The organism is Sphingomonas sp., from assembly GCF_035714405.1.
Lineage (GTDB): Bacteria > Pseudomonadota > Alphaproteobacteria > Sphingomonadales > Sphingomonadaceae > Sphingomonas.
On sequence record NZ_DASTMA010000003.1, the window covers coordinates 64726 to 76241 of the forward strand.

Annotated in this window: 11 protein-coding genes; 5 read left to right on the forward strand and 6 right to left on the reverse strand. The window is 66.9% G+C overall.

Annotated features, from left to right (window positions below):
- Window positions 1–86 precede the first annotated feature (86 nt).
- Window positions 87–776, reverse strand: a complete 690-nt coding sequence (locus tag VFQ64_RS00925) for an NAD-dependent deacylase (protein WP_325101415.1) — start codon at window positions 774–776, stop codon at window positions 87–89.
- Window positions 777–987: 211 nt separating this feature from the next.
- Between VFQ64_RS00925 and VFQ64_RS00930 the strand changes: the two genes are divergently transcribed.
- Entirely contained in the window at window positions 988–1833 is an 846-nt protein-coding gene (locus VFQ64_RS00930; RefSeq protein ID WP_325101416.1) for an oxygenase MpaB family protein, read from the forward strand.
- Window positions 1830–2081 carry a hypothetical protein gene (locus VFQ64_RS00935; RefSeq protein WP_325101417.1) on the forward strand — a complete coding sequence of 84 codons (252 nt, stop codon included), beginning with the start codon at window positions 1830–1832 and terminating at the stop codon, window positions 2079–2081. The genes VFQ64_RS00930 and VFQ64_RS00935 overlap by 4 nt, the downstream gene beginning before the upstream one ends.
- 55 nt (window positions 2082–2136) lie before the next feature.
- Here VFQ64_RS00935 and VFQ64_RS00940 read toward each other — a convergent pair whose 3' ends face one another.
- From VFQ64_RS00940 to VFQ64_RS00950, 3 genes are read right to left on the reverse strand one after another with little or no spacing between them, the layout of a single operon-like run.
- Window positions 2137–2658, reverse strand: a complete 522-nt coding sequence (locus VFQ64_RS00940) for a MucR family transcriptional regulator (RefSeq protein ID WP_325101418.1) — start codon at window positions 2656–2658, stop codon at window positions 2137–2139.
- 48 nt (window positions 2659–2706) lie between these two features.
- Window positions 2707–3165 (reverse strand): YaiI/YqxD family protein, encoded by a 459-nt coding sequence (locus VFQ64_RS00945; protein ID WP_325101419.1) that lies wholly within the window; start codon window positions 3163–3165, stop codon window positions 2707–2709.
- Between the two features lie 10 nt (window positions 3166–3175).
- Complete coding sequence (locus VFQ64_RS00950; RefSeq protein WP_325101420.1) at window positions 3176–4873, reverse strand: DEAD/DEAH box helicase; 1698 nt, start codon at window positions 4871–4873, stop codon at window positions 3176–3178.
- 434 nt (window positions 4874–5307) lie between these two features.
- On the opposite strand from VFQ64_RS00950, the gene VFQ64_RS00955 reads away from it, so the two are divergent.
- Both VFQ64_RS00955 and VFQ64_RS00960 read left to right on the forward strand, forming a co-directional pair.
- A complete protein-coding gene (locus VFQ64_RS00955; protein ID WP_325101421.1) occupies window positions 5308–6183 on the forward strand; it encodes a hypothetical protein in 876 nt (291 codons plus the stop codon).
- A complete protein-coding gene (locus VFQ64_RS00960) occupies window positions 6180–6470 on the forward strand; it encodes a hypothetical protein (protein WP_325101422.1) in 291 nt (96 codons plus the stop codon). Before VFQ64_RS00955 ends, VFQ64_RS00960 begins: the two co-directional genes overlap by 4 nt.
- Window positions 6471–6540: 70 nt before the next feature.
- Here the strand turns inward: VFQ64_RS00960 and VFQ64_RS00965 are convergent, their stop codons facing one another.
- Complete coding sequence (locus tag VFQ64_RS00965; protein WP_325101423.1) at window positions 6541–8079, reverse strand: hypothetical protein; 1539 nt, start codon at window positions 8077–8079, stop codon at window positions 6541–6543.
- A 1-nt stretch (window position 8080) separates the two neighbouring features.
- Entirely contained in the window at window positions 8081–10645 is a 2565-nt protein-coding gene (locus VFQ64_RS00970; protein ID WP_325101424.1) for a TonB-dependent receptor, read from the reverse strand.
- Between VFQ64_RS00970 and VFQ64_RS00975 the strand changes: the two genes are divergently transcribed.
- Window positions 10572–11471 (forward strand): LysR family transcriptional regulator, encoded by a 900-nt coding sequence (locus VFQ64_RS00975; RefSeq protein ID WP_325101425.1) that lies wholly within the window; start codon window positions 10572–10574, stop codon window positions 11469–11471. The genes VFQ64_RS00970 and VFQ64_RS00975 overlap by 74 nt on opposite strands.
- The last annotated feature ends 45 nt before the right edge of the window (window positions 11472–11516 follow it).

The following is an 11516-nucleotide window of genomic DNA, read 5'->3' on the forward strand; positions in this document are numbered from 1 at the left end:
TCCGGCTGAGGATACCGGTGGAAAACCTGCGACGGCCGTGCAAAGTTTATTGCGCAGCCGGTCCGAGCCACTCGAAAGTGACTGATCTATTTTAGCATTTCATCGACCCATGTCGGTACCAGCGCCGTCGCCGGTCCCAGCCGGCTGTCGTCGAACCATCCGCTGCCGGCGGACGGCTCCAGGTTGAGTTCCAGAGTGCGGGCACCGGCATAGCGCGCGGCCTGGACAAAGCCGGCGGCGGGATAGACGGCGCCCGAGGTGCCGATCGAGACGAACAGGTCGCAGGCAGCGACCACGTCCTGCACTCGCTCTATCTGATAGGGCATCTCGCCGAAGAAGACGATGTCGGGGCGCAGCGTCGGCGCGGCGCAGGTCGGGCAGGAGGTGCCGGGCGGCAGATCGCCGCTCCAATGGCACCGCGCCTCGCAGGCGGCGCAGAGCGCGCTGTTGAGCTCGCCGTGGAGGTGGACGAGGCGCTCCGCCCCGGCACGCTCCTGCAGGTCGTCGACATTCTGCGTGACGACCAGCAGCTCGCCCGCCCATTCGCGGTCGAGCGTGGCCAGCGCCCGGTGCGCGGGGTTGGGCTCGACCCGCCGGAGACCTGCGCGGCGCTCGTCGTAGAAGCGATGCACCAGCGCCGGATCGCGCGCCAGCGCCTCGGGCGTACAGACGTCCTCCACCCGCTGCCCCTCCCACAGCCCGCCGGGGCCGCGGAAGGTCGCAAGGCCGGACTCGGCGGACAGGCCGGCGCCGGTGAGGATGACGAGCGAGCGCATGGGGCCGGCTTACCCTCGCTCGTCCGTGCAGGCATCGAATTCTTCCCGTGGGAGGGGAGTGGCGGCGTCAGCGGCTGACGGAGGGGGCGACCGCAAGGGCGTCGTTCGCCACCTGCCCCCCTCCACCACCGCGATGCGCGGCGGTTCCCCGTCCCGTGAACGGGGAGGAGTAGGTGCTAGCATCCGGCCTCGACGTCCCTACCTTACCTCCATGCCCCCCATCCGTGACACCATTCGGGACGAGATCCACCGCCTGGTCGGCGCGGGACAGATGAACCTGACGCGCGACGCCGATGATCCGGGGCTGTTCGGGCCGGGCTCCATCGCCTGGGCCGTCCATGGCGACTTCTCGTCGATGATGATCGGCGGAGTGGCGGCGCTGATGACGCAGATGCTGCATCCGGGTGCATTGGCCGGCGTATGGGACCATAGCGACTGGGAGAAGAACCCCGCCGGGCGCCTGCGCCGCACCGCGCAGTTCGTCGCCGGCACCACCTATGGTCCGACCGCGCTCGCCGAGGCGCAGATCGCGCGGGTGCGGCGCATCCACGATCACGTCACCGGGACGCTGCCCGACGGCACAGCTTATGGCGCCAACGATCCCGCGCTGCTGACCTGGGTCCATGTCGCCGAAGCCGACTGCTTCCTGCGTGCCTACATCGCCTATCGCGAGCCGGGGATGTCGGGGGCGCGGCAAGACCGATATCTGGCGGAGATGGCGGTGCTGGCGCGGATGATGGGCGCGACCGACGTGCCGGAAACGCGACGCGCGACGTCCCAGTATTTCCGCCGGGTGCGTCCCGCGCTGCGCTACGACGCCCGGACGAAGGCGGTGGCGGACGCGCTGATGAACCAGCCCGCGACCAATGGGGCTACGGCGCCGATCCAGGCGCTGCTGTTGCAGGCAGGCGTCGAGCTGATGCAGCCATGGGCGGCGGCGCTGCACCGGCGCGAGGTGGCGACGCTGCGCCGTCCCGCCATCCGGCTGGGGGCGAGCGCCACCGCGGGGGTGCTGCGCTGGGCGCTGAGCGCGCGGACAAAGGCGGCGCAGGCATGATCCTGCTGGCGCTGCTGGTGCAGGCGGCGCCCACCGATGTGGTCGTGATCGCCCGCAAGCGCCGCTGCGACGTGTCGGTCGCCGACCGCATCCTATCGAGCCGGGAATTCGACGCACGCGCCGCCGAATGGGCCGCCGGCGTTCCCGTCCGCGTTCACGCGCCGAGTTCGTCCAGCCGCAAATGCCTGACCCGGATCATGTTCAAGCTGGCGGACAGGGGTGTCCGGCTGGTTGAGTTCGTGGACTAGCCTCAAGGAGGCCCGCCGCCCGATCGAGGCGGCGGGACCAGCCTAGGGCCCGTACTTACTCGGCGCCTGCTTCGGGAGCCGTGGCCTTCTTGCGGCCACGACCGCCGCTTGCCGGCGTCGCCGCTGCGGCGGGAGCGGGCTCGCCCTTCTTCTGGCCGGGCTTGCGGCCAAGGCCGATCTGCTTCGCCATGGCCCGCCTGCTCTCCGAATAGTTCTCGGCCACCATCGGATAATCCGGCTTCAAGCCATAACGCTCGCGATACTGGTCAGGTGTCAGGCCGTTGGTCGCGAGGTGGCGACGCAGCGTCTTGTAAGGCTTGCCGTCGATCATCGAGATGATGTGATCCTTCGACGCGAGACTTTTGCGCGCCGTGACCTTGCCCTGATAGTCCTGCACCGGCTCGGCCGCGGCATCGGTCGTGTTGCTACCCATCAGCTGCTGGACGGTGTCGTGCATCCGGCCCATGAACGCGGGCACGTCGTCGGCATTGCTGCGGGTGTTCGGGTTGCCGAGCCAGGCGATGGTCAGTTCGACCGCAAGTTCGACGGCGTTGAGGTCGGTAGTGTCGTCAGCCATTGATACGCTCCTTTAACCGGAGCGTCCGTAACACTTGCCGTCTTCAGGTCAATATTTGGCGCGGGCGATCTGTACCAGCACGGTATCGAGCGCCTGGAGGAAACGCGAGCGGTCGGTCTTCGCGAACGGCGCCGGGCCGCCGAGCTGATCGCCCCCTGCCCGCAAGTCGGCCATGATGGCACGCGTCGCGATCTGGCTGCCGATCGAGGCGGCGGTGAAAGGCTTGCCGGTCGGCGAGAGCACGGTGGCCCCGGCCTTCAGACAGCGATCGGCGAGCAGGATGTCGGCGGTGACGACCACCGCGCCTATGTCCGCGCGTTCGGCGATCCAGTCGTCGGCCGCGTCGAAGCCGTCGCTCACCACCACCCGCTCGATCAAGGGATGCGCGGGGACGCGGAAGTGGCTGTTGCTGACGATCGTCACCGGCACCTCGTGGCGCCAGGCCACGCGGTAGATCTCATCCTTGACCGGACAGGCGTCGGCGTCGACCAGGATGCGCCTGTTCACGGCCGGGGCGTCACCGCTCGCGATTGCCGGGACCGTACGGCTTGGGCTGGTGGCGCGCCGGCTGTGGCCGGTTGGGGCCGCCACGCTGCGCACCGCCCGCCTTGGGCGGCTCGCCATGCGCCTGCTCGAAGCGCACGCCGCTCTCGTCCTCGCCATTCGGATCGGCGGTACGGGTCACGGCGGCCATGAACTTGGCGGCGAGCGGACGCGGGATTTGAAACCAGGTCTCGCCCGGACCGACGCGGATCGCGCCGATCTCCGCGCGGGTGAGGTGACCGCGACGGCAGATCAGCGGCAGGATCCAGCGCGGGTCGGCGTTCTGCCGACGGCCGACATCCATCCGGAACCAGACGGTGTCGTCGAAGCCCGCACGGTGACCATCCTGCCGCGGCGCGCTCGCCGATGCCTCGATCAGCTCCTCCGGTACCGGCATGCGCGCACGATGGACGCGGACCAGTGCCGCGGCGATGTCCTCCGGCGATCTCTCCGCAAGCAACCGTGTGGCCAGCGCGCGGTCCTCCTCCTCGACCTCGACCGGCGCCAGCAGCGTTGTCAGCAGCCGCTCGTGATCGGCGGCACGGATCGCGTCCGGTGTGGGCACGTCTACCCATTCGAAGGCGATCCGCGCGCCGCGCAGCATCATCTCGACGCGGCGGCGGCGCGGATAGGGGACGATCAGCACCGCCACACCCTTGTTGCCCGCCCGGCCGGTGCGGCCGGAACGGTGCTGTAGCGTCTCGGCATCGCGCGGCAGCTCGACATGGACAACGAGGCTGAGCGTCGGCAGATCGATGCCGCGTGAGGCGACGTCGGTCGCGACGCAGACGCGCGCTCTGCCGTCGCGCAGCGCGTGCATCGCCGCGTTGCGCTCGTTCTGCGAATGCTCGCCCGACAGCGCCACCGCCGCGAAGCCGCGCTCGAGCAGGCTGGCGTGGAGGTGACGGACGTTGTCGCGCGTGGCGCAGAACAGCATCGCGGTTTCCGCCTCATGCAGGCGCAGCAGGTTGATGACCGCGTGCTCGATGTCGGACGGCGACACGGCGACCGCCTGATAGGCGATGTCGCCATGGCCGCGATCCTCGCCCACCGTCGAGATGCGCAGCGCGTCGCGCTGATAACGCTTCGCCAGCGCGACAATCGGCTTGGGGATCGTCGCGGAAAACAGCAACGTCCGGCGCTCGGAGGCGGTCGCGTCGAGAATTTGCTCCAGATCCTCGCGGAATCCCATGTCGAGCATCTCGTCCGCCTCGTCGAGCACGGCCGCGCGTAAGGAGGAGAGGTCGAGGCTGCCGCGCTCCAGATGGTCGCGCAGGCGGCCCGGCGTACCGACCACGATGTGTGCGCCGTGCGCCAGCGAGCGGCGTTCCTTGGCGGCGTCCATCCCGCCGACACAGGTGGAGATGCGCCCGCCGGCGGGGCCGAACAGCCACAGCAGCTCGCGGCTGACCTGCAGCGCCAGCTCGCGCGTCGGCGCGACTACCAGCGCCAGGGGTGCTGCGGCGGGCGGCAGCTTGTCGTCGGTCAGGAGTTGGCCGGCGATGGCGATGCCGAACGCGACGGTCTTGCCGGAGCCGGTCTGCGCAGAGACGAGCAGGTCGCGGCCCTGCGCATCGGGCTGTAGCACCGCCGCCTGGACAGGGGTGGGTTCGGAATAGCCGCGCGCGGTCAGCGCCTCGGCCAAGGGCTGCGGAAGGGTGGTGAAGGGCATGGAGCGCTGTCAGATGGGGTGAGTCGCGGGAAATCTCAACCCACGGGTTGCGACGGCCCCTATGCTGCCGATCGCCCCGCTCGCAGATAAAGTCATCGACCGATTGCGGCGCATGCTGGCCGGTGCCCTGGCACACCGAGGCCTTGATGGTGGGTAAAGCTGATCGTGCGCGACAGTGCTCGCTTGCGCCCAGCACCCGGTTCGAGGAGGCCGAAGGCCACGACCGCCTGCGCGAGAAGATCGCCGACTTCAGCGGCACCGTGGGTGGGTGCGCGACACCCTGTCCGCATCCGGCTGCGTCAACTATCGCCCTGTGGCCGCGATGATCCAGCCCAAGTCCTCGGCGCGCGGCCGAATCGTGTTGCTCGGCGACACGGTGCACGCCACACCGCACACATCGCGTCGGGCATAGGCATGGCGGTGGAGTATCGAGGATGGCTAGGCTGGTGAAGATGGTGGTCGTCCCCCACGAGCCCACGCTGCCGGCGGCCGCGCGCGGCGAGGGGCCTCCCCCGGCCGAGACAACCAAGGCGGTGCTGGCCGAGTATGCCCGCGTGCGCCGGTCGTTGGCCGACGCGCGCCCCGACGTGATCGTGATCGTCGGTAACGATCATCTCTGCCAGTTCTTCATGAACAACATGCCGCCGTTCCTGATCGGCAAGGCGCGGACAATGACAGGGCCGCCATCGTACGAAATGGCCGATTGGGGCCTGCAGTCCTATCATGCGCCGATCGCCGGGGAATTGGCGCGGACGATCCTAACGCAAGGCTTCGAACACGATGTGGATTTCGCCTATTCGGACGAGTTCGTCGCCGATCATGCCTTCACGATCCCGCTCAACTTCCTACGGCCCGAAGGCGACCTGCCGATCGTTCCCATCTTCCTCAACGTGCTGGCGCCGCCGGTGCCGCCTGCGCGCAGGTACCTGAAGGTCGGGCAGGTGGTGCGCGAGATCATCGACGCCTATGATGACGACATCCGGGTAGCGGTGATCGCCACCGGGCACCTGACGAACGGCGTCGGCGGCCCGCACATGATGCGCCACATGCAGATGGCAGAAACCGCGTGGGACCGGGCGGTGCATGACCTGATCGTCCGCAACGACATCCCCGGCGTAATCGCGCGCAGCAGCTGGGAGGAGATGTACGAACAAGGCAACAACACGCCCGGCTTTCTTGCCTATGTCTTCGCCCTCGGGATCGCGAACGGCGCACCGATTAGCCGCGACCGGTATATTCCGTCCAACGCGCATCCCTTGTGCCTCTTCCTCGAATGGGACGAGGCACGGTTGAACGGAGAGCCGTCATGAGCCGCTATGCCGTGGACAAGGTATTGTGGCAGATCGCGCGCGACGATAGCGCCTGCGCGGCCTTTTGCGCGGACCGCCATGCATTTCTCGCCGAACGTGATCTGACTGACGAGGAACGCGCTGATCTGTTCGCGATGGACTATCGGGCCCTGTTCGAGGCCGGGGCCCACCCGTTCCTGCTTTACACGGCCCGCATACGCCTGTCGAACGGTTGGACCTTCCAGCTGATGATCGACCACATCACCGCGTTCGAGGGTGTGCCCCCGCCGCTCGACATCTCCACCTAGCCTCCCACGCGGAGAGGCGCCCATGGACGCCGGAACGGCCTCCCGTCAGTGACCGGTGGCGCCGGCGCGCTTACCGTGCCGCGGGGATCGGCGGCGGCGGCAAAGAGCCGGTGTAGCGCAACACGGTCAGGCCGCCGCCATTACCGTCCGTTACATAGATCAGGCCGGTGTCGGGATCCTGCGCGACTTCGCGCGTTTGCCGACCGGTGCGTTCATCCGCCTTGATCCCCGGCGCGATCTCATAGCCGCCGGGTGCGGTATAGGGCGGTGACAGATAATAGCCGATCTCGGTTGGAACGAAGGGATTGCTGATGTCGAAGGCGCGAAGGCCCTCATCATACCAGGTCACGTACAACAGGCTTGATGTACGCCCATCGAGCAGAGGCAGGTGGATGGAACTCGACCGCCCGCCGAACGGACCGCTGATCGGGCGCGGGCAGGCGAATTTGTCCGCCTTGCGCTCGTAATTATCCTGGACGTGGGGCGCGCGAATCGTCGACACAATCTGTAGGCTAGCCTCGCGCCGACCGGCAGTGACGTCGGCGTTCTTCATGTCCGACACGTCCAGGATGCGACCGAACCCGCTCGGGCAGTCGAAGATCTCGTCGACCAGCACCAGCAGGTCGGGCGGAGTGCCCGGTCGGGTGATCACCGGCAACGCGGTATGCGTCGCGCCCAGGAAACCGCCTGCGAACGGCGGCACATAGTCATAGGTCTGGATCAGCCGTGGACGGGTGCGATCCTTGACGTCGAAGATCTTCACGCCCGCGTCACGCCAGGCGGTGTAGAGCCGGTCATGGTCGTAGACGATCTCGTGGCATTGCAGGATTTGCGGCTTGCCATCGGGACCGGGGCGGTCAAGCGGGCCGGGGGTCTCACCCGCCAGCATGCCAGGCACATGCCAGGTCGCCACCTCGCGCGGCCGTCGGGGATCGGCATAGTCGATGATCTGCATCGCCTCGCGTTCCATCCCGGCGCGGACGCCGCCACAGCCATAGAGATAGCGCCCGTCTATCTCCATGCCATGGGTGGTGGCGCCGTCGGGCACCGCCACGAAGCCGACCCGGCGCGGACGGCGTGGGTTCGAAACATCGACAAAGGCCCAGCCCGCCTGTGCCTTTCCTCCCGGAGCCGCGGCCGGATTGGTGCGGTCGGGGTCATTGCCGTAGATCAGCAGTTTACGCCGACGATCGACGCGCAGATAAGGGCAGCGGGTGCCGGCATTGCACGGCACGAAGCCGAGAGGCTTCATGTTGGCGGGGTCGCGGATATCAACCATCAACACACCGAAGAGCGTGGGAGGATAGCTGTAGCCGGCGACATAGGCGACACCGTCGAATACCGCGACGCTGCTGGTGCCGGATCCGAGTTCCGGTCCGGTCCGCGCCTCGGCCTTGGCGAACGCTGTGCGCTGCGGAACCTTCAGATAGCTGTGCCCGACCACTTCGAAGTTGCGGGCGGCCGATTGTGTGCGGGTCTGGGCGAGGTCGAGCGCGAACACATCAGCCCCGGCGGGCAGCGGCGGGGTCTCCACCGGCTGCGCGACCTGGCCTTGCGCCGCGGAGGCCGCCAAGGCCGCGACGGCGGCGATCAGGGTGCGACGGCGCATCTCAAAACCGTGCGGTAGCGGTAACGCCATAGGTGCGAGGCGCCTGGATCCCCAATTGATAGCCCAGGCTGGGATTGAACAGCAGCAGATCGCCCACCGCCTCCCGCTCGATGTTCCGAACCCACGCGCCCACGCTGTAGGTGCGATCGGGGCCGTAATAGGTCAGCGACGCGTTCGTCCGAGTATAGGTATCCTGACGGCGCAAGCTCTCCGGATCGGTGGTCTCATAGCCCAGAAAATATGGTGAGCTGAAACTGCTCTGCACCGCCGCGACGATCGCTCGATCCCCCGTCAGGCGGAACGTCCGCTCGTAGCCGCCGGAGACCGACCATTTTGGCGAGAACGGCAGGTCCCGCCCGGTATACACCAGCGAGAAGCCGGTGGGACTGGCGGCGTTGGTCTGACAATCCGGAAAGAACCTGCACGGCACGAGGAAATTGAGCCCATACGGGATTTGGAAATCATCGTAGTTGCTGTAGAGGTAGCCGACGGAGGCGGTGATCCGGTCGTCCGTGGTAGCGCGGAAGTCCCCTTCCACCTCAAAGCCATAAAGTGTCGCCTCGCCTGCGTTGCGGACGATCGTCCCGAAGCTGCCGGACGTACCGACACCGAAGGTCGTCGCCTGGTAATCGCTGTAATCATAGTAGAAGGCTTCGGCGTTCAACTGCAGCCGGTTGTCGAGGAAGCGGTTCTTCGATCCAATCGCGTATGCGCGGACATTCTCTGGATCGAAGACATTGTCCGGCGGAAGGTTGGCGACGAAGAAGCCCCCGGCCTTGAAGCCCGTGGTGGCGTTGGCATAAAGGAGCGAGTTCGGTCCGAGATCGTAATCGACGCCGACCCGATAGTTCACTGCGTCCCAGCTGTTGGCGGAGTCCAGAGCCGATCCGCCCGCAATCCGGCGCACCGTCTGCTCCTTGCGATCCTTGGTATAGCGGATGCCAGCGGTGACGCGTAGCGCATCCAGGATCGAATAGGTCGCCTGCCCGAAAACCGCGGTCGATTCGGTCACATACCGGGGATAAGCAAAGCCGCCGATCTGCGGCGGATTGGCGAGATCGTCCAGGCGGCCTTCGAGCTGCCGGCTGAAGGAGCGACGGCGATCCTTCAGGTAGAACCCGCCGACGACCCATTTGAACGGTCCGGCATCGTTCGACAGGCGCACCTCGTGCGTCCACTGGCGGCTCGCGGCATCGTCTTCCTGTCGGTAATCACCCGAGCATAGCGGACTGTTCGGGCAGGCTCCCGGCCCCGGGCGGGGTCGCGACAGATCCTGGAACTCGAGCACGAGATCCTGATCCTGGCGGCTATAGGCCCCGAGGTAGGTCAGATCCGCAAACGCGAGGTCGAGCGTGACTTCCGCATTGAACGTCTTGCGCTCGACGCGATTGAAGGCGTCCGACCCGTCGAAGCTGCCGACATCCCACGGATCGCCGGTGAACGGTGCGTTGCGCTGGAACGTACCCCTGGGACTGGCTTTCAGGTAGTCGGCGGTCAGCAGAACGGACAGCCGGTCGGTCGGCTCGAACAAGAGGCGCAGACGTGCGGCGACGTCGTCGGCGTCCGCCAGCCCGTTGCTGAAGTACCCGTCGCGCCGCGAAGCCTGGAACGCGCCGCGCAGTGCCAGTTTGCCGCGGATCAAAGGCACGTTGAGCGCTCCGGACGCGCGCAGCAGGTCGTAATTGCCAACCTCCACACGCGTATCGCCGCCGAACTCGTAGCCGGGACGGCGGCTGATGACGTTGATCACGCCGCCGATCGCGTTGCGACCATACAACGTGCCCTGTGGCCCCCTCAGCACCTCCACCCGTTCGACGTCGTAGAAGCCGCCATCGCCGAAGGTCGGCCGCGCCAGAAACACGCCATCAATCGCCAGCGCCACGCCGGGACTGCCGTTGGTGGACAGATCGTTGTTGCCGACACCGCGCAGATAGATTTGCGGATAGTCGGGAGCGGCGTTGAACTTCAGCGCCGGCACCGCATCGGTCAGGCCGCTGACGGCGGTCACGCCGGCATTGGACAGGGCGTCGCCGGTGAAAGCGGTGATGGCGAGCGGCGTGTCCTGGAGGTTGGTGGAGCGCCGCTCCGCGGTAACGACGATATCGGCCAGACTGCCGTCGTCCGGCCGCTCTTCACCTTGGTTGGCGACAGGCGCTGTCGGCTGGGCCGTGGACGTGGTCTGTGCGCCCGCAGAGGCTCCCCATACAGCCAACAGACCTGCCATCGCGAACGACGTCGTGCCACGAACGCTCATGTCCCACTCCCCTCGTTCATCGTCCTGTGGCGGGGAAAGCCGGGCACGGTCTCGACCGATCCTCTCAGCTGGGCCGCTACTGTCGGCGATGTTGCCCGCTGTATGGAACGCGCTTGACCCCCGTGAGAAGTCGATTGTTCTTCTAGCAACATATCGATCGGCTCGATACGTTGCTGGATGGCTGGAGTGGCTGATGCGACTGCGTGGATTCGACCTGAACCTGCTCATCGCGCTCGACGTGCTGCTGGCGGAGCGCAGCGTCTCTGCGGCCAGCCGGCGCATGTACATGAGCCAATCGGCGATGAGCAGCATCCTGAAACGGTTGCGCGAGCATTTCGAGGATGACCTGCTGGTGCAGGTCGGCCGGCGCATGGTACCGACCGCGTTTGCCGAAGGGTTGGTCGAGCCGATCCGAGAGCTGCTGATCCAGGTGGAGTCCACGGCAGGACCGGGCGGCGCGTTCGACCCCGCGACCTCGCACCGGCACTTCACGATACAGGCGTCCGACTTCCTGATCGAACTCGTCCTTAGCCGCGTGATCCGTGAGGCGGCCCGGATCGCACCAGGGATCACGATCACGCTGATCCTCGCTCAACAGGGCGCCCCCGCCAGCAACCTAGAGCGCGGTGTCACCGACATGATCCTGATTCCGAACGAACACCGCGCGCACGATCATCCCGCCGAAACTTTATTGGAAGAGGATCACGTGCTGGTCGGATGGGCGGACAACGCGGCCATGCGCCACTCAGTAACGCTGGACGGCTTCCTTGCGTTTGGGCATATCGCGGTCAACTTCACCGAGGCGAGGGAAATCGGTTATGCCGAGCGCCACATGGAACAGTTCCGGGGCTCGCGGCGCATCGAGGTGATCGCCCCTGGATTCACAACCGTGCCGGGGCTGCTCGTCGGCACACAGCGCGTGGCGGTCATGCACCGCCGCCTCGCCGAACGCTATAGCGACATGTATCCGCTCCGACACGCCGAACTGCCGTTCCACATGCCCCCGTTGCGCGAACTGGTTCAAACCCATCGTGCCCGTGGACGCGACATCGGTCTCGGGTGGCTGAGGAACCTCGTCCGTAGCTGCGCGGACGATCTCGGGGGCGCGGGTGCTCGCGCGGCTCATCACACCGCATGATAACGTAGGGCCCGTGTTGGCCACGGCGGCGTCCGCCGGACGATA

Coding starts and splice junctions, on each gene's coding strand:
- VFQ64_RS00925 (WP_325101415.1), bottom strand. CDS start 776: ATGCGCTCGCTCGTCATCCTCACCGGCGCCGGCCTGTCCGCCGAGTCC.
- VFQ64_RS00930 (WP_325101416.1), top strand. CDS start 988: ATGCCCCCCATCCGTGACACCATTCGGGACGAGATCCACCGCCTGGTC.
- VFQ64_RS00935 (WP_325101417.1), top strand. CDS start 1,830: ATGATCCTGCTGGCGCTGCTGGTGCAGGCGGCGCCCACCGATGTGGTC.
- VFQ64_RS00940 (WP_325101418.1), bottom strand. CDS start 2,658: ATGGCTGACGACACTACCGACCTCAACGCCGTCGAACTTGCGGTCGAA.
- VFQ64_RS00950 (WP_325101420.1), bottom strand. CDS start 4,873: ATGCCCTTCACCACCCTTCCGCAGCCCTTGGCCGAGGCGCTGACCGCG.
- VFQ64_RS00955 (WP_325101421.1), top strand. CDS start 5,308: ATGGCTAGGCTGGTGAAGATGGTGGTCGTCCCCCACGAGCCCACGCTG.
- VFQ64_RS00960 (WP_325101422.1), top strand. CDS start 6,180: ATGAGCCGCTATGCCGTGGACAAGGTATTGTGGCAGATCGCGCGCGAC.
- VFQ64_RS00965 (WP_325101423.1), bottom strand. CDS start 8,079: ATGCGCCGTCGCACCCTGATCGCCGCCGTCGCGGCCTTGGCGGCCTCC.
- VFQ64_RS00970 (WP_325101424.1), bottom strand. CDS start 10,645: ATGCTGCTCATCGCCGATTGGCTCATGTACATGCGCCGGCTGGCCGCA.